Annotated in this window: 14 protein-coding genes; 7 read left to right on the top strand and 7 right to left on the bottom strand. The window is 73.1% G+C overall.

The window, feature by feature from the left end; translation table 11 throughout:
* Positions 1 to 13 precede the first annotated feature (13 nt).
* The 3 genes from JIX55_RS09375 (at position 14) to JIX55_RS09365 (ending at position 5,031) form a co-directional block, all read left to right on the top strand.
* The gene (locus JIX55_RS09375) at positions 14 to 640 is read left to right on the top strand and encodes a YigZ family protein (RefSeq protein ID WP_257562844.1); all 627 of its coding nucleotides are present in this window, start codon (positions 14 to 16) and stop codon (positions 638 to 640) included.
* Between the two features lie 121 nt (positions 641 to 761).
* Positions 762 to 1,925, top strand: a complete 1,164-nt coding sequence (locus JIX55_RS09370) for an exonuclease SbcCD subunit D (RefSeq protein ID WP_257562843.1) — start codon at positions 762 to 764, stop codon at positions 1,923 to 1,925.
* 109 nt (positions 1,926 to 2,034) lie between these two features.
* Positions 2,035 to 5,031, top strand: a complete 2,997-nt coding sequence (locus JIX55_RS09365; protein ID WP_257562842.1) for an AAA family ATPase — start codon at positions 2,035 to 2,037, stop codon at positions 5,029 to 5,031.
* On the opposite strand, the gene JIX55_RS09360 is transcribed toward JIX55_RS09365, so the two are convergent.
* On the bottom strand, positions 5,025 to 5,480 hold the full coding sequence (locus JIX55_RS09360; RefSeq protein WP_257562841.1) for an Lrp/AsnC family transcriptional regulator: 456 nt from the start codon (positions 5,478 to 5,480) through the stop codon (positions 5,025 to 5,027). The genes JIX55_RS09365 and JIX55_RS09360 overlap by 7 nt on opposite strands.
* Before the next feature lie 143 nt (positions 5,481 to 5,623).
* Between JIX55_RS09360 and JIX55_RS09355 the strand changes: the two genes are divergently transcribed.
* Both JIX55_RS09355 and JIX55_RS09350 read left to right on the top strand, forming a co-directional pair.
* A complete protein-coding gene (locus tag JIX55_RS09355; protein WP_257562840.1) occupies positions 5,624 to 6,109 on the top strand; it encodes a rhodanese-like domain-containing protein in 486 nt (161 codons plus the stop codon).
* Positions 6,110 to 6,174: 65 nt separating this feature from the next.
* Entirely contained in the window at positions 6,175 to 6,699 is a 525-nt protein-coding gene (locus tag JIX55_RS09350) for an immunity 21 family protein (protein ID WP_257562839.1), read from the top strand.
* 55 nt (positions 6,700 to 6,754) lie between these two features.
* Here JIX55_RS09350 and JIX55_RS09345 read toward each other — a convergent pair whose 3' ends face one another.
* Together JIX55_RS09345 and JIX55_RS09340 are read right to left on the bottom strand one after the other, a co-directional pair.
* On the bottom strand, positions 6,755 to 8,446 hold the full coding sequence (locus tag JIX55_RS09345; protein ID WP_257562838.1) for a DUF885 domain-containing protein: 1,692 nt from the start codon (positions 8,444 to 8,446) through the stop codon (positions 6,755 to 6,757).
* A gap of 104 nt (positions 8,447 to 8,550) precedes the next feature.
* Complete coding sequence (locus JIX55_RS09340; protein WP_257562837.1) at positions 8,551 to 9,042, bottom strand: Lrp/AsnC family transcriptional regulator; 492 nt, start codon at positions 9,040 to 9,042, stop codon at positions 8,551 to 8,553.
* Positions 9,043 to 9,102: 60 nt separating this feature from the next.
* On the opposite strand from JIX55_RS09340, the gene JIX55_RS09335 reads away from it, so the two are divergent.
* On the top strand, positions 9,103 to 10,329 hold the full coding sequence (locus tag JIX55_RS09335; protein ID WP_257562836.1) for a trans-sulfuration enzyme family protein: 1,227 nt from the start codon (positions 9,103 to 9,105) through the stop codon (positions 10,327 to 10,329).
* A 139-nt stretch (positions 10,330 to 10,468) separates the two neighbouring features.
* Here JIX55_RS09335 and JIX55_RS09330 read toward each other — a convergent pair whose 3' ends face one another.
* The 4 genes from JIX55_RS09330 to JIX55_RS09315 all read right to left on the bottom strand — a co-directional run bounded on the left by JIX55_RS09330 (position 10,469) and on the right by JIX55_RS09315 (position 15,235).
* On the bottom strand, positions 10,469 to 11,782 hold the full coding sequence (locus JIX55_RS09330) for a GNAT family N-acetyltransferase (protein ID WP_257562835.1): 1,314 nt from the start codon (positions 11,780 to 11,782) through the stop codon (positions 10,469 to 10,471).
* 290 nt (positions 11,783 to 12,072) lie between these two features.
* Positions 12,073 to 12,402: a hypothetical protein gene (locus tag JIX55_RS09325; RefSeq protein WP_443046397.1), complete on the bottom strand. Its 330-nt coding sequence runs from the start codon at positions 12,400 to 12,402 to the stop codon at positions 12,073 to 12,075.
* A gap of 80 nt (positions 12,403 to 12,482) precedes the next feature.
* The gene (locus tag JIX55_RS09320; RefSeq protein WP_257562834.1) at positions 12,483 to 14,078 is read right to left on the bottom strand and encodes an alkaline phosphatase D family protein; all 1,596 of its coding nucleotides are present in this window, start codon (positions 14,076 to 14,078) and stop codon (positions 12,483 to 12,485) included.
* 323 nt (positions 14,079 to 14,401) lie between these two features.
* Positions 14,402 to 15,235 carry an alpha/beta fold hydrolase gene (locus tag JIX55_RS09315; RefSeq protein WP_257562833.1) on the bottom strand — a complete coding sequence of 278 codons (834 nt, stop codon included), beginning with the start codon at positions 15,233 to 15,235 and terminating at the stop codon, positions 14,402 to 14,404.
* 159 nt (positions 15,236 to 15,394) lie between these two features.
* Between JIX55_RS09315 and JIX55_RS09310 the strand changes: the two genes are divergently transcribed.
* Positions 15,395 to 16,282 (top strand): RNA polymerase sigma-70 factor, encoded by an 888-nt coding sequence (locus tag JIX55_RS09310; protein ID WP_257562832.1) that lies wholly within the window; start codon positions 15,395 to 15,397, stop codon positions 16,280 to 16,282.
* The last annotated feature ends 80 nt before the right edge of the window (positions 16,283 to 16,362 follow it).

Genomic DNA, 16,362 nt, shown 5'->3' with positions numbered 1-16,362 from the left:
ATAGGGTGGCCGGATGCAGGACGAGTACCGCACCGTCGCCCGCGCCGGCGTGCACGAGACCGAGGTCAACCGCTCCCGGTTCCTGTGCGCGCTCGCCCCGGCCGCCACCGAGCAGGAGGCCCAGGAGTTCGTCGCGGCCGTCCGCAAGGAGCACGCCGACGCCACGCACAACTGCTACGCGTACGTCATCGGGGCCGACGCGGCGATTCAGAAGGCGAGCGATGACGGGGAGCCCGGCGGCACCGCCGGCGTCCCCATGCTGCAGATGCTGCTGCGACGGGACATGCGGTACGTCGTCGCCGTGGTCACCCGGTACTACGGCGGGGTCAAGCTGGGCGCGGGCGGCCTCATCAGGGCATACGGCGGCGCCGTGGGCGAGGCGCTGGACACGGTCGGCAGCATCAGACGCCGGCGCTTCCGGCTGGCCACGGTGACCGTCGACCACCAGCGCGCCGGCAAGGTGCAGAACGACCTGCGGGCCACCGGGCGCGAGGTCCGTGACGTGCGCTACGAGGAGGCTGTCACCATCGAGATCGGCCTGCCCGACGCCGACGTGGACGCCTTCCGCGCCTGGCTCGCCGACAACACCGCGGGCACGGCCGGGTTCGAACTCGGGGGAGAGGCGTACGGGGACGCGTGAGCGGGGATCTCGCCGAGTTCGAGGGGCACGCGCGCGCGGAGTGCGGTGGTGGGCGGCGTACGCGGGTCGGTTCGCCGGTAGCCGCCCGTGATGTCCGACCCGCCTGTTAGGTTCGGGGATCATGAGGCTTCTGCACACTTCCGACTGGCATCTCGGTCGGGCGTTCCACCGGGTGAACATGCTCGGTGCGCAGGCCGAGTTCATCGGTCATCTCGTCACCACCGTGCGGGAGCGCGAGGTGGACGCGGTGGTCGTCTCGGGGGACGTGTACGACCGGGCGGTGCCGCCGCTGGCCGCGGTCGAGCTCTTCGACGACGCCCTGCACCGCCTGGCGGAGCTGGCCGTGCCCACGGTGATGATCTCCGGGAACCACGACTCGGCGCGGCGGCTGGGCGTCGGCGCGGGCCTCATCGGCCGGGCGGGCATCCATCTGCGGACGTCCGCGGCGGCCGCCGGGACCCCGGTGGTCCTGCCGGACACCCACGGCGATGTCGCCTTCTACGGGCTGCCGTATCTCGAACCCGCCCTGGTGAAGGACGAGTTCGGCGTGGAGAAGGCGGGCCACGAGGCGGTGCTCGCCGCCGCCATGGACCGGGTTCGGGCGGACCTGGCCATGCGCGCGGAGGGCACTCGTTCCGTCGTCCTCGCCCATGCCTTCGTCACCGGCGGCGCGCCCAGCGACAGCGAGCGGGACATCTCCGTCGGCGGGGTCTCCTCCGTACCCGCCGGTGTCTTCGACGGCGTCGACTACGTGGCATTGGGCCATCTCCACGGCAGCCAGACCCTCACCGAGCGCGTGCGCTACTCCGGCTCCCCGCTGCCGTACTCCTTCTCGGAGACCGACCACCGCAAGAGCATGTGGCTGGTGGACCTCGGCGCCGACGGCTCGGTCGACGCCGAGCGGATCGACTGCCCCGTGCCGCGCCCGCTCGCCCGCGTCCGGGGGCGGCTGGACGACCTGCTCGCCGACCCGGAGCTGGCGCGGCACGAGGAGGCGTGGGTCGAGGCCACCCTCACCGACCCGGTACGCCCCGCGGAGCCCATGGCCCGGCTCTGCGAACGCTTCCCGCACACACTCAGCCTCGTCTTCGACCCCGAGCGCGCCCCCGGGCACCCGGACGTCTCCTACGCCCGGCGCGTCGCCGACCGCGACGACCAGGAGATCGCCGAGGACTTCGTGGCCCATGTCCGCGGCACCGGCCCCGACGAGTACGAACGGACCGTGCTCAGGGACGCGTTCGACGCCGTACGGGCCGACGAGACGGTCCGGGAGGTCGCCCGATGAGCGACCCGCACCGGCCGGACAGGGGAGGACGACCGATGACGACGGGCCGACCGGCCACCGCGGACCGACGCCTCGGGCTGCCCCGCCGAGCCGACACGGCAGGTGTCCGATGAGACTCCACCGGCTCGACATCACCGCCTTCGGCCCCTTCGGCGGCGCCCAGTCCGTCGACTTCGACGACCTCTCGGCGGCCGGCCTCTTCCTGCTGCACGGCCCGACCGGCGCCGGCAAGACCTCGGTCCTGGACGCCGTCTGCTACGCGCTGTACGGCTCGGTGCCGGGCGCCCGGCAGAGCGGCCAGGGCATGACCCTGCGCAGCGACCACGCGGCACCCTCGACGCGCACCGAGGTCCGCCTCGAACTGACCGTCGCCGGACGCCGGTTGGAGATCACCCGGCAGCCGCCGTGGGAGCGGCCCAAGAAGCGTGGCGCGGGCACCACGCTCGACAAGGCGCAGAGCTGGCTGCGCGAGTACGACGCGGTCGCGGGCTCCTGGAAGGACCTCAGCCGCTCTCACCAGGAGATCGGGGAGGAGATCACCCAGGCCCTGGGGATGAGCCGGGAGCAGTTCTGCCAGGTCGTGCTGTTGCCGCAGGGCGACTTCGCCCGCTTCCTGCGCGCCGACGCCGAGGCCCGGGGCCGGCTGCTCGGCCGTCTCTTCGACACCCACCGTTTCGCCGCGGTCGAGAAGCGCCTCGCCGACCGGCGCCGGGCGACCGAGGCCCAGGTGCGCGAGGGCGACACGGAACTGCTCGCCGACGCCCACCGTATGCAGCAGGCCGCGGGGGACGACGCCCTGGAACCGCCCGAGCCGGCGCCGGGCGACCCCGGTCTCGCCGAGGCCGTGCTGGGCTGGGCCGCCGTCGTCCGCAGTACCGCCCGCGAGCGGCTCACCCTCGCCCACTGCGCCCGCGCGGCGGCCGAGTCGGCGCGGGCCGCCGCCGAGCGCGATCTGGACGACGTACGCGAAGTGGCGCGGCTGCAGCGACGGTTCACGGAGGCGCGGGAGCGGGCCGCCCGACTGGAGGAGAGGGCCGACGCCCACCGGGACGACCGGGCGCGGATGGAGCGGGCCCGCAAGGCGGAGGCTGTGGCGCCGGCGCTGGAGCTGCGGGACGCGGCCGAGGCCGAGCACCGGCGCGCGAGCACGGACGAGACACGCGCGCGTGCCGAACTGCCGCAGAGCTACGCCGACGCCGGTGCCGCCGGGCTCGCGGCTGCCGCCCGCAAGGCCGCCGAGGAGCTGGGCGGGCTGGAGTCGGCCCGGCGCGCCGAGCAGCGGCTCGCCGAACTGGTCGCCGAGCGTACGGAGTTGGACGGCGAGGAGCGGGCCGACGAGGACGTCCTCCAGGACGCCGAGGGCTGGCTGGCCGAGTGGGAGACGACCCGGGCGGAGCTCCAGGCCCGTATCGAGTCCGCCCAGGAGGCCGCCACCCGCGCCGAACAGCTCGCCGTGCAGCGCGAACCCGCCGGGAAACGGCTCGCGGCCGCCCGTCAGCGCGATCAGCTCGGCCGGGACACGGACGAGGCCCAGGCACGCGTGCTCCGGCTGGCCGAGCGCGCCGTCGAGGCGCGCGCCCACTGGCTCGACCTCAAGGAACAGCGCCTGCTGGGCATCGCGGCGGAGCTCGCCGCCGGGCTGATCGAGGGGCAGCCGTGCGCCGTCTGCGGTGGCACGGAACACCCCGAGCCCGCGCAGAAGGTCGACGGGCACGTGGACCGTGAGAAGGAGGAGCGGGCGCTCGCCGCGTTCCAGCGCGCGGACGAGGAGCGCGCCGAGGCCGAGCGGCGGCTCGGGCTCGTCCAGCGGGCGTTGGCCGCCGCGAGCGCCGAGGCGGGTGATACGCCGACCGATCGACTTGCCGCGCTGGTGGAGGAGCTGGAGGAGCAGTACGCGCGGGCCCGCCGGGGAGCGTCCGGGCTGCATCCCGCGCAGGAAGCCCTCCTGCACGCCGAACGGGAGCGCGACCGGCGGACCGCCGCACAGCAGGAGGCGGCCGTCAGGGCCGCGTCCCGCAACACCCGGCGGGACGCGCTGGAGCGGGAACGTGCCGTCCTGGAGGAGGAGTTGGTACAGGCCAGGGACGACGCCGAGAGCGTGGCCGCGCGGGCCGCGCAGTTGGAGCGTCGGGCCGGGCTCCTCACCGAGGCCGCCGAGGCGGCGCGGGCCGCCGACGACTCCGCGCAGCGCCTCAAGGACGCCGACGCGCGCCTCGCCGACGCCGCCTTCCGCGCCGGGTTCGACACCCCGCAGGCCGCTGCCGCCGCCGTCCTGGACGACGCCGCCCACCGCGACCTCCAACACCGCCTCGACGCCTGGCAGGCGGAGGAAGCGGCCGTGCGGGCCGTGCTCGCGGAGGCCGACACGGCGGCCGCCGCCCAGCGGCCGCCCGCCGACCTCGCGACCGCCGAGCGGGACGCCGAAGCCGCCGCCCGACGGCTCCAGGGCACCGTCTCCGCGTGGGACGCCGCCGAGCGCCGCCGCGCCGAACTGGACCGGCTGTCCGCGCGGGCCACCGCCTCCGTACGCCGCCTGGCACCGCTGCGCGAGGAGTACGACCGCGTCGCCCGCATGGCCGGACTCGCCGCCGGCACCTCCGCCGACAACGAGCGCAGGATGCGCCTGGAGGCCTACGTCCTCGCCGCCCGCCTGGAACAGGTGGCCGCCGCCGCGACCGTACGGCTCCAGCGCATGTCCTCCGGCCGCTACACCCTCGTCCACTCCGACGACCGGGCAGGTCGCGGCGCCCGGAGCGGCCTCGGACTGCACGTCGTCGACGCCTGGACCGGCCGGGAGCGGGACACGGCCACCCTCTCCGGCGGCGAGACGTTCTTCGCCTCCCTCGCACTCGCCCTCGGCCTCGCCGACGTCGTCACCGACGAGGCGGGCGGCGTACGCCTCGACACCCTCTTCATCGACGAGGGGTTCGGCAGCCTCGACGACCAGACCCTCGACGAGGTCCTCGACGTCCTCGACTCGCTCCGCGAACGCGACCGCAGCGTCGGCATCGTCAGCCATGTCGCCGACCTGCGGCGGCGCATCCACGCACAGCTGGAGGTCGTGAAGGAGCGGACGGGGTCGGTGGTGCGACAGCGCGGTCAGTGACCCAGTGGCCGCCGGGGGAGCGGTGAGGAGTAGACGACACTCGTCGTCACCGACCCCAGCGCGCCGATCTTGCCCGACACCTCCTCCAGATGGCGCATCGATCGGGCGGTGACCTTGATCACGAAGCAGTCGTCGCCGGTGACGTGGTGCGCCTCCAGGATCTCGGGGGTGACGGCGACGAGGTCGTGGAACGGCTTGTAGTTGCCGGTCGGGTACCTCAGCCGCACGAACGCCAGGATCGGCAGTCCCAGCCGCTCCGGATCCACGACGGCCGCGTACCCCTGGATGACGCCCGCCTCCTCCAGCCGCCGCACCCGCTCGGTCACGGCGCTCGCCGACATCGACACGGCACGCGCCAGCTCGGCGAAGCTGGCCCGGCCCTCGCGCTGGAGGACCTCCAGGATGCGCCAGTCGGTGGCGTCGGGCACGTACGGGGAATTCGCGGTCATGTCCGATGGATAGCAGGGGAATCCCCGGCTGATCAAGGCCTGGACCGTGGAACGCTCCTTCAGGAAGGGGATCACCGGCCGTAGATTTCCGGTCAGGGAAACAGGAAGCCGAGTTCCGCGTTCCGCGAGGGAAAGGCCAGCTCATGAGCGTCATCACCACGTCCGCCGTCAACCCCGTCCTGCGCGTCGCCCCCGCGGCCCCCGCCGAGGCCGCGGCGTACTTCCGGGCCGGCCTGGCCTTCCACGCCGATGTGTCGGACGTGGCCGCCGCCCTCGCCGCCGACGGCGACCCCGGTTTCGCCGTCCTCGACTCCCGCTCCACCGAGTCCTGGGACCAGGGCCACATCCCGGGCGCGGTCCACCTGCCCACCGCGCTCATCCCCGAGCAGGCCGAGCGACTCCTCGACAAGTCCGTGCCGGTCGTCACCTACTGCTGGGGCCCCGGCTGCAACGGCGCGACCCGCGCCGCCCTCGCCCTCGCCGAACTCGGCTTCCGGGTCAAGGAGATGCTCGGCGGCTTCGAGTACTGGGCACGGGAGGGCTTCCCCTACGAGACCCGGGAGGGCGAGGCGAGGCGCGAGGCCGACCCTCTCACCGCGCCGGTGGAAGCCGAGGACTGCGGCTGCTGACAGCCCTTCAAGAAGTGGCCGAGGGTGGGGAGTTCAACCAGGTGGCCGCCGTGTAGCTTCTGGGCATGGCTCGATACGCGGATGCGGTGGTTCCCGATGTGGTGCGGTGGGTGGCGTCGAGCGGCGGACCGCTCATGGCGATACCGGAAGCGGTCCTGCCGTTCTGGGCGGGCGCCGACGGCGACGAGACGTCGTCCGACTACGACCGGGCCTGCGACATCGACGGCCACGTCGGCCTGCTGCCGGTCGGCGACACCCGCGCCCTGGTCCTCGGCCACGAACCCGCCTCCACCGCGTACCTCGCCGAGCACGGCACCTTCGTACGCCGGTACGCGGCCGACTCCGAGGCCGCACTCCTCGCGGACCTACCGGCGGCGCTCGACGCGGCCGTCTGGGAGCCCGAGATGGAGTGGCGGGTGCCGGGTCCGGTCGTCCTCTGCGACGCCGCCCGGCCCGGGGACGCCTTGCGGCAGACGGACCACGTGCGGGTGGAGCTGGACCCCGGCGACTACGGGGTCCGCGCCGCGTATGTCTCGACAGGGCCGGAGACCTGGCTCGGCCTGGTACAGGTGAGACCTCGGAAGAACTGAACCGGCGCGGCGGCCGGGCCCGGCCGCTCGTGGCGGTGGGCCCGGCCGGCCCGCGTCACAGCTGGGACAGCTCGTCCACCAGGTCGTCCAGGCCCAGGGACCCCTGGGACAGCGCGGCCATGTGCCAGGCCTTGGCGTCGAAGGCGTCGCCGTGGCGCCGCCGCGCGTTCTCGCGGCCGAGGAGCCAGGCGCGTTCGCCCAGCTTGTAGCCGATGGCCTGGCCCGGCATCGTCAGATAGCGCGTCAGCTCGCTCTCGACGAAGTCCGCCGGGCGGCTGCTGTGGGTGCCGAAGAACTCCTGGGCCAGATCCACCGTCCAGCGCTCGCCCGGGTGGAAGGGCGAGTCCGCCGGGATCTCCAGCTCCAGATGCATGCCGATGTCGACGATGACCCGGGCCGCGCGCATCATCTGCGCGTCCAGGTAGCCGAGCCGCTCCTCCGCGTCCTTGAGGAAGCCCAGCTCGTCCATGAGCCGCTCCGCGTACAGGGCCCAGCCCTCGGCGTTGGCGCTGACCCCGCCGATGGTGGCCTGGTAGCGGGACAGGTCGTCCTTGACGTACACCCACTGCGCGAGCTGGAGGTGGTGGCCGGGGACGCCCTCGTGGTACCAGGTGGAGACCAGGTCGTACACCGGGAAGCGGGTCGCCCCCATCGTCGGCAGCCAGGTGCGGCCCGGGCGGGAGAAGTCCTCGGTCGGGGCCGAGTAGTACGGGGCCGCCGCGCCGCCCGGCGGGGCGATGCACGACTCGACCTTGCGGACCGGCTCGGCGAGGTCGAAGTGCGTGCCGTCCAGCGCCTCGATCGCCTCGTCCATCAGCGACTGCAGCCACTCGCGGACCTCGTCCACGCCCTCGATGTGCCGGCCGTGCTCGTCCAGATGCGCGAGCACCACCCAGGGCGTCTCGGCGCCGGGCAGGATCTTCGCGGCCTCCTGCTTCATCTCGCCGAGCAGCCGGTGGAACTCGGCCCAGCCGTACGCGTACGCCTCGTCGAGGTCCAGGTCGGCACCTGTGAAGTAGCGGACCAGCTTGGCGTAGCGCTCCCGGCCGACCGTGTTCGGCGCGTCCTCGACCGCCGGGGCGTACACGTCGCGCATCCAGTCGCGCAGCTCCACCACGGCCCGGGTCGCCCCGCGGGCGGCCTCGTCCAGCTCGGCGCGCAGCGACTCGGGGCCCGCCGAAGCGAAGTCCTCGAACCAGCCGCGCCCCGAACCGTCCGTGTCCGCCCACTCGGTGAGCTGGCCGATGAAGGTCTCGGTCGGACGCGGGCCCGCGTGCAGCTTGCGCTCCAGGCCGAGCGCGAGGGACTCGCGGTAACCGGCGTACGCCGCCGGCACCGCACGCAGCCGCTCTGCGATCGCCGCCCAGTCCTCCTCGGTCTCCGCCGGGGTGATGGTGAAGACCTCGCGCACCTCGTGCGGCGGCGTGACCATGTTGCCGACCGCGCGCAGGCCCTCGTCGGCCTCGTGCACGGCCAGTTCCGCCGTCAGCCGCTCGCGCAGCAGGCGCGCGCACCGGCGCTCGATGTCACTGTCCGCGCCCGGCTGCCGCTCCGCCGCGTCGAGCCGCGCGAGCGTCGTCCGGATCAGCTCCGCACGGTCCTCCTGGCCCGCCGGCGAGGTGTCCGGCAACCTGCGGGAACTCTCCTTCACACCCAGGTACGTACCGGTCACGGGGTCGAGGGCGATGAGGTCGTCGACGTACGCGTCGGCGACCTCGCGGGGCAGGGGGCTCTTGGTGTCAGACATGCGGGCAATCCTGGTACGGCGGCGGGGGTGGCGTCAGCTGCTTAACGGGCGCTCGGGCCTTACGGCGGCCGGATTCCGCTCAGGGCGTGATCCACGCCCACGGGTCAGAGGGTCGGCCGGTCGGCGTCCGGCGGCAGCAGCGGTCCGCAGTCCCACTGCTGGAAGATCAACCGGGTCTCCACCCGCGCCACCTCGCGCCGCGACGTGAACTCGTCGAGAACCAGCCGCTGCAGATCCGCCATGTCCGCGACCGCGACATGCACCAGATAGTCGTCCGGCCCGGTCAGGTGGTACACGGTCCGCGACTCCGACAGCGCCCGGATCCGTTCCACGAACGGCCCCACCAACTCCCTCCGATGGGGTCTCACCTGCACCGACAGCAGCGCTTCCAGGCCACGCCCCAGCTTGGCCGGATCGAGCCGCAGCTGATGGCCGAGGATCACGCCCGCGCGCCGCAGCCGCGTCACCCGGTCCAGACACGTCGACGGTGCGACCCCGACCTGAGCGGCGAGATCCCGGTATGTCGTCCGGGCGTCGTTCTGCAGCAGCCGCAGCAGATGGAGATCCACCGGATCGAGTACGACGGATTCGGCCATTGTTCGAACGTAACACGGTGTTCGGCCCCTGCGACCCGGTCCATGTTCACTCTGGCGCCCATGAACTCAGCGAGCACGCACGCGTACGACCACGCACGCACCACGCCGAGAGCACTGGCCACCGAGGCCGTGCACGCCGGCCGCGACGACCTCGCGCGCCAGGGCCTGCACGTTCCGCCGATCGACCTGTCGACCACCTACCCGTCGTTCGACAGCCGGGGCGAGGCCGCCCGCATCGACGCCTTCGCCACGGACGGCGCCGAGCCGGAGGGCCCGCCGATCTACGGGCGGCTCGGCAACCCGACCGTCGCCCGCTTCGAGACCGCCCTCGCCCGCCTCGAAGGCACCGAGAGCGCGGTCGCCTTCGCCAGCGGCATGGCCGCGCTGAGCGCGGTGCTGCTCGTCCGCGCCTCGATGGGGCTGCGCCACGTCGTCGCCGTACGGCCTCTGTACGGCTGCAGTGACCATCTCCTCACCGCCGGGCTGCTCGGCTCCGAGGTCACCTGGGTCGATCCGGCCGGTGTCGCGGACGCGCTGCGCCCCGACACCGGTCTCGTGCTGGTCGAGTCCCCGGCCAACCCGACCCTCGCCGAACTCGATCTGCGGGCCCTCGCCCATGCCTGCGGCTCGGTCCCGCTCCTCGCGGACAACACCTTCGCCACACCGGTCCTGCAACGCCCGGTCGAACAAGGCGCCCGGCTCGTCCTGCACAGCGCCACCAAGTACCTCGGCGGCCACGGGGACGTCATGGCCGGTGTCGTGGCCTGCGACGAGGAGTTCGCCGGGCGACTGCGCCAGGTCCGCTTCGCCACCGGCGGCGTCCTCCACCCTCTCGCCGGCTACCTCCTGCTGCGCGGCCTGTCGACCCTCCCCGTCCGCGTCCGCGCGGCCTCCGCGACCGCCGCGGAACTCGTCCACCGTCTCGCCGCCGACCCACGCGTGGCACGCGTCCACTATCCCCGCGTCGGCGGCGCCATGATCGCCTTCGAGGTGCGGGGGGACCCCCACGAGGTCATCGCCGGGGTCCGCCTGATCACCCCGGCGGTGAGCCTCGGCAGCGTGGACACCCTGATCCAGCACCCGGCCTCCATCAGCCATCGCATCGTGGAGGAGACGGACAGGCGGAGGGCCGGGGTGAGCGACCGGCTGCTGCGGGTGTCGGTGGGGCTGGAGGACGTGGAGGATCTGTGGGCGGACCTGGACGGGGCGTTGGGGAAGGGTGCCGACGGGGCGCCGGCAGCGGACGCCACTCGTGACCGGCCCGCGCTGTCGGCGGGGCCGGTCTGAGTCGCCGAGGCCGATCCGAGACCCCGGGCTTGCGGGGCGCTGATGACAGGGCCCCGCGACCGCGCCCCCACCAGGGGCGCGGGGAACTGCCCGAGCCCCCAACCCGCACCTGACGACGGCCCACAGGCCGCCCGCCGTGCTACTCGGCCATTCCGACCGGCCGTTCACGAAGCCGCGAAGCACGCGAAGCGACCGCCACCTCATCCAGGCGCGCGGTGATCACCAGCGTCCCCTCCTCGATCTGATAGTCGAGTGGCAGCTCAAGGCCCCGCATCGCCGCGACCATCCCCGTGTTGGACGACTGCGTCACCACGTACACGTTCTCGCAGCCCGTCTCGGCCGCCATGTCCACCAGTCGGCGGAGCAGCTCACCGCCGATACCGCGTCGCTGCCACTCGTCCTCGACGAGCAGCGCGATCTCCGTCTCGTCGCCGTCCCACAGGAGATGGCCGAGGCCGACGAGGCGGCCGGAGGCGGTCTGCGCGGCGAGGGTCCTGCCGAAGCGGGGGCTGAGCAGATGCCTGAGATACCGGTCGGCGTCGCCGACCGGGCCGTGGTACCGCATGCTCAGCGTGCGCGCGGAGCACCGCTCGTGCATGTCCTTCGCCGCCCGCAGGTCCCCGGCGTCGGCGCGGCGCACCGTGATGTCGTTGCCCTCCGGCAGCGTCAGCACGTCGTGGCTGCGCGGAATCCGCGGACCCAGCCGTGCGTCCAGCTCCACCAGGGCCCGCGCCCGCGCGAACTCCGTCGGCGTGAACGGCAGGTACGGCCGCTCCACCGTGATCACCCCACCCTCCGGCGCCCGCAGCCGCATCACCGTGTCCTCCAGGGCCCCCTCGACCGGGGCGCTCTCCTGGGCCCGGCCGGAGCCGGGAGCGGTGGCGGGCAGCGAGCGGATGGTGCAGCGGCCCAGCAACTGCCGTAGGGCGAGCGGCAGTTCGGCCGCGTCCAGTGCCGTACGCGTGGCCAGACCGAGGATCCGGGTCGGCGCGTCCACCAGGTCGTGGGCGTCACCGCGCTCGATCCAGGTGGCGCTGCCGCCCGAGTCCGACACCGCCCCGCCGATCTCGGCGGCCGGCAGTTCCTCGGGCGCCCGGAGCAGGAACTCGTCCACCGTGCCCTCGGTCAGCGGGTGCGTCTGCAGGCTCAGGATGTCGACCTTGAGGCCGGCCAGCGCCGTGCACAGCGCGGCCAGTGAGCCCGGCTCGTCCTTCACCGTCGTCCGCATCCGCCACAGCGTGGTCGCCCCGCTGAGCGCGTCCCTGCCCGTCTCGGACGGCCCGGCCTGCTGCCCTTCGGTGAGCGGGGGCCGGGCGCCGGTATCACCCGTCGGCGGTGCGTGACCGTGGCGCCGTGCCCACCAACTGCGGAACCCGGCCTTGGTGGACAGCAGCGCGTGGTGTACCGGGCGGCCGCTCCGCGCCCGCGTCACATCAGACATGTCTGGAGTCATGTAGCCACTGTGGACGAACGGTGTTGCGTGATCACGAACGCTTTGTGACTGACCGGTAAATGCATCACTCCGCCCCTTTTATTGCTTTTTGTATGACCGGAGCTGTCGGGATCGACGCCATCGGTGACCGCGGAGGTCAGACGGCTGCCTCCTCCCGCGGCGCCGGCTCTCCCGCCGCCTGCGCGAGATACGGCAGCTCCCCGTGAGCCCCGGAGTCGCCCACCAGAGGCAGGAGCAGCTAAGGGTGCCCGCGTCGTCCCGTACGCGGTGGGCATGGACGTCCTCGGCGGTCACCGTGCCGAGGACGCCGTCCAGGGAGACCGCCCCCGCGGCCACCGGAGCGCGCGCCGAGCGCAAGCGCGGATTGCGGCGCTCGACGCGGTCGGCGTCGTAGGGAGCTCGCGGTGGAAGTACGCGGCCTCCGCCGTGTCGTAGCCGACGCGTCCCGAGGCGCCCAGCCTGGTCAGCGCCGCCCGTATCCGGTCGGCCGGGAGGCCGGAGGAGGCGGCCCCCGTCGGGGTCGCACCCCGCGACGTCTCGAGTCCCAGCCGCTGTCCGCCCACCACGGACTCCCGCACGGAGGGTCGGGTGTAGGCCACGGCCTGCAGAGATCGCGTCATGGGAAAACCGTAGGAGCGACCACTGACAATCGACCGTGACCTGCGAAAACCCGGCGGCAGGGCGGATTACGGCGTGCCGGTCACTGGCCGACGAGACCCGGCTGGAGCACCTTCGTGTACAGGACGGTCCCGTCCTGCTCCCGCAGTCGTACCGTCAACTCCCCGCTGTGGCCGTCGATGTCGACCTCGCCGAAGAACTGGTAGCCGCCCGCCGGCGACACGTTCGCGGTGGTCGGCGCCTTCACGAAGACCCGCTCGGGACCGAAGGTGTTGTCCAGCGCGTTCGCCGGGAAGGCACCGGCGTTGAGCGGGCCGGAGACGAACTCCCAGAACGGCTCGAAGTCGGTGAAGGCGGCCCGCGACGGCTGGTAGTGCTGCGCCGAGGTGTAGTGCACGTCGGCCGTCAGCCACACCGTGCCCGTGATCCTCCGGTGCTTGACGAACCGCAGCAGCTCCGCGATCTGCAGCTCCCGCCCGAGCGGCGCGCCCGGGTCGCCCTGCGCCACGGCCTCGATGTTCTTCTTGCCGTCCCCGGTGTCGGGCACGACCAGGCCGAGCGGCATGTCGGACGCGATCACCTTCCACACCGCCCGCGACCGCGACAGCTCACGCTTGAGCCACTCCAACTGCTCGGCGCCGAGGATGCCCACCGGGTCGGTGGTCTGCGTGTCGGGCGAGTTGGCGTTGCGGTAGGTCCGCATGTCCAGGACGAACACGTCCAGCAGGGGACCGTGGCGCATGACGCGGTGCACCCGGCCCTCCCGGGCGTCCGGCCGCAGCGTGGAGATCGGGAAGTACTCGCTGAAGGCCCGCCGGGCCCGTGCCGCCAGCACGTCCACGTTCTTCTCGGTGTACCGGGTGTCGGTGAGGATCTCGCCCGGGTACCAGTTGTTGGTGACCTCGTGGTCGTCCCACTGCACGATCGACGGCACCTGCGCGTTGAACCGCTTCAGGTTCTCGTCCAGCAGGTTGTAGCGGAAGTTGCCCCGGAACTCGGCGAGCGTCTCCGCGACCTTGGACTTCTCCTCGGTGGTGATGTTCCGCCAGGTGCCGCCGCCGGGAAGCGCCGCCGTCGCCGCGATCGGGCCGTCGGCGTAGATCGTGTCGCCGCTGAACAGGAAGAAGTCCGGGTCCAGCGCGCCCATCGCGTCGAAGATGCGATAGCCGCCGCGGTCGGGGTTGATGCCCCAGCCCTGCCCGGCCAGGTCGCCCGACCACACGAAGCGCGCCCCGGAGCGCCGCTTCAGTGACGTCGTACGGAACGTGCCGGTGACCGGCTCACCGGTGCGGCGCGGGTCGTCCGGGTCGGCGAGCAGCACCCGGTAGTGGATCTGCTCGCCCGCCGGGAGGCCGCGCAGCCGCGTCGTACCGGTGAAGTCCGTGCCGGCGCCGAGCAGCGGGCCGTGCCATCTGCGCGGGTTGCGGAACGACTCGGTGGCGGATGTCTCGACGATCATCCGCGCCGGACGGTCCGAACGCACCCACACCAGCCCGGAGTGCGCGCTCACGTCCCCGGTCTGGACACCCCAGCCGGCCTTCGGCCGTCCCGACAGGGCCAGTGCCGGAGCCGACCCGAGCGCGACGGAACCGGGCAGGGCCAGCGCCGCCGACGCGGCGAGCGAGCCGCGCAGCACGCTGCGGCGACCGGGCAGGGAACTCGGCGGACGGTGTGACATGAATGCGCCTCCAGCGACGGATTCGGCCAATGTGCACTGCCACAACTACTGGTGCGCCGCAGCGCACACGGAAACGACAAGTGAACAACTGGGCGGGGGAGCAGGGGAACAGGCGCGCGGCGCAGCGCCCCCGGGAAGTGCCGGTCCATGGGCAGGCAGCGTCGGCGCCGAGCGCGCCACCCTCCTCTCCGGTCTCCTCCCGATGGCCGCCGTCTGCACGCGCCCCTCGTCGGCACGGGTTCCCACGGCGCCGCGCAGGCCGTCGGCAGCGCGCTGGTGGGCGCTGGAGTCGCCCTGGGCTCGGGGCGTTGATCCGCCGCAGGTCAGCGGCTGCCGTCGAGGATGACGCGGGCGACCAGGGCGGGGTCGTCGTTCATGGGGCAGTGGCCGCAGCCGGGCAGCCGGACCAGCCGGGCCCCGGGGATGACCCGCTTGGCCCGGACGCCCTGGCGGCGCACGAGCAGCCAGTCCCGCGTACCCCAGGCCACGGTGATAGGCAGCCCCGGGATGTCGTCGGTGAACAGGACACTGCCGCCGGCCCGGAGGGTGTCGTCGAACCCGGTCGCCCCCGCCAGCGCGAGCGTCTCGGCGACCACAGCCTCGGGTGAACGGCGGGCCGGGCGGGCGTAGATGGTGCTCGTCAGGGCGGTACGGCCGGCCGCGGACCGGGACAGCCGCTCGACCAGCGGCAGCGGCAGCCATCGCGAGATGTGCCGCATGGTGAGCAGGACGCCGAAGGCGTAACGCCGCTCCGCCTCGCTCCAGAACCCGGCGGGCGACAGGGCCGTGACGGACCGTACGAGCTTCTCACGGCCCAGTTCCAGCGCGAGCAGACCGCCCAGGGAGTTGCCCGCCACATGGGGACGGTCGAGTTCGAGCGCCTCGCAGAAGGCGCCGAACACCGCGCTCGTGGTGGGCAGGTCGTAGGTGAGGCCGTCCGGCAGCGCGGGCGACTGGCCGAAGCCGGGGAGGTCCACGGTGATGACCTCGCGCTCGGCCGCCAGGATGTGGACCACCGGGTCCCAGGCCTGCCGGTGGTGGCCGATGCCGTGCAGCAGGAGCAGCGGCTCGCCGGCGCCCTCGCGCGCGAAGGAGACCGTCACGGGCCGCGGGCCGAGCGGGGAGGGGACCTGGAAGGAGACCGTGGCGGCGGACATGGTGCAGCTCCTCGTCTGTGCGGCTGGCGCGCTGACGTACGGGTTCGTAGACAGCTTGTCAGCAACCGCTACCGACGGGTAGTCCTCGGCAGTAACAAGCCCCCACGCGTGGTCGCAATCGCCTGGACAGAGCCGCGCTCCCCGCGATGGGATGGAACGGTGACCACCGACATAGCGACCGACGTCTTCGAAGAGCACCGCCCCGTCCTCATGGGAGTCGCCTACCGCATGCTCGGCCGGGTCGCCGACGCCGAGGACGTGGTCCAAGAGGCCTGGCTGCGCTGGTCCGGCGCCGACCGGTCCGACGTGCGCGAACCGCGCGGCTATCTGGTCCGCGTCACCACCCGCCTCGCCATCGACCGGCTGCGCCAGGTGCAGTCCCGCAACGAGGCGTACCCCGGCCCGTGGCTGCCCGAGCCGTACGTCACCGACTACGGGGCCACCGTCCCGGACACCGCCGAACGGGCCGTCCTCACCGACACCGTCTCGCTCGCCGTCCTCGTCGTCATGGAGTCCCTCTCGCCCCTGGAACGCGCGGTGTTCGTGCTCAGGGAGGCCTTCGGCTACCCGTACGCCGAGATCGCGGCCATGATCGACCGGACCGAGCCCGCCGTCCGCCAGCTCGCCGGGCGGGCCCGTCGGCACGTCGACGAACGGCGCCCGCGCTACGAGGTCGACCCGGCCGAACGCCGCGAGCTGACCGAGCGGTTCCTCGCCGCCGCGGCCGGCGGAGACCTCGACGGTCTCATGTCGCTGCTGGCCCCCGACGTCCGTCTGGTGGGCGACGGCGGCGGTCTGAGCAAGGCCCCGGTGCGTGTCCTCGAAACCGCCGACAAGGTGGGACGGTTCCTGCACGGCACAGCCGGGAAGGGCCTCGTGGACGCGTCGTTCCGCTTCATGGAGATCAACGGCGGCTTCGCGGTGGTCCTCCTGTCCGGCGGCAAGGTCGACAGCGTGTTCCAGCTCGATGTCGCCGACGGCCGGATCCAGTGCGTCTACATCGTGCGCAATCCGGAGAAGCTGCTCTCCCTGTCGGCGGAGCTGTAGTCCGTCCCTCCCGGTTCTCTTCGCGACCGTGAAGCCTCGATGAACGCTGTGCCGCGCGCGGGCTGTCGGATAGCTGAGCG

Source organism: Streptomyces sp. DSM 40750 (genome assembly GCF_024612035.1).
Taxonomy (GTDB): Bacteria; Actinomycetota; Actinomycetes; order Streptomycetales; family Streptomycetaceae; genus Streptomyces.
Note: the sequence above shows the minus strand (reverse complement) of the source record. Positions and strands in the feature narration are given on the sequence as shown.

Bases quoted from the DNA above. Each gene is read 5' to 3' on its own strand.
- JIX55_RS09325 (WP_443046397.1), bottom strand. From the start codon at position 12,402: ATGACGCGATCTCTGCAGGCCGTGGCCTACACCCGACCCTCCGTGCGG.
- JIX55_RS09360 (WP_257562841.1), bottom strand. From the start codon at position 5,480: ATGACCGCGAATTCCCCGTACGTGCCCGACGCCACCGACTGGCGCATC.
- JIX55_RS09365 (WP_257562842.1), top strand. From the start codon at position 2,035: ATGAGACTCCACCGGCTCGACATCACCGCCTTCGGCCCCTTCGGCGGC.
- JIX55_RS09335 (WP_257562836.1), top strand. From the start codon at position 9,103: ATGAACTCAGCGAGCACGCACGCGTACGACCACGCACGCACCACGCCG.
- JIX55_RS09375 (WP_257562844.1), top strand. From the start codon at position 14: ATGCAGGACGAGTACCGCACCGTCGCCCGCGCCGGCGTGCACGAGACC.
- JIX55_RS09315 (WP_257562833.1), bottom strand. From the start codon at position 15,235: ATGTCCGCCGCCACGGTCTCCTTCCAGGTCCCCTCCCCGCTCGGCCCG.
- JIX55_RS09370 (WP_257562843.1), top strand. From the start codon at position 762: ATGAGGCTTCTGCACACTTCCGACTGGCATCTCGGTCGGGCGTTCCAC.
- JIX55_RS09345 (WP_257562838.1), bottom strand. From the start codon at position 8,446: ATGTCTGACACCAAGAGCCCCCTGCCCCGCGAGGTCGCCGACGCGTAC.
- JIX55_RS09355 (WP_257562840.1), top strand. From the start codon at position 5,624: ATGAGCGTCATCACCACGTCCGCCGTCAACCCCGTCCTGCGCGTCGCC.
- JIX55_RS09330 (WP_257562835.1), bottom strand. From the start codon at position 11,782: ATGACTCCAGACATGTCTGATGTGACGCGGGCGCGGAGCGGCCGCCCG.
- JIX55_RS09320 (WP_257562834.1), bottom strand. From the start codon at position 14,078: ATGTCACACCGTCCGCCGAGTTCCCTGCCCGGTCGCCGCAGCGTGCTG.
- JIX55_RS09340 (WP_257562837.1), bottom strand. From the start codon at position 9,042: ATGGCCGAATCCGTCGTACTCGATCCGGTGGATCTCCATCTGCTGCGG.
- JIX55_RS09350 (WP_257562839.1), top strand. From the start codon at position 6,175: ATGGCTCGATACGCGGATGCGGTGGTTCCCGATGTGGTGCGGTGGGTG.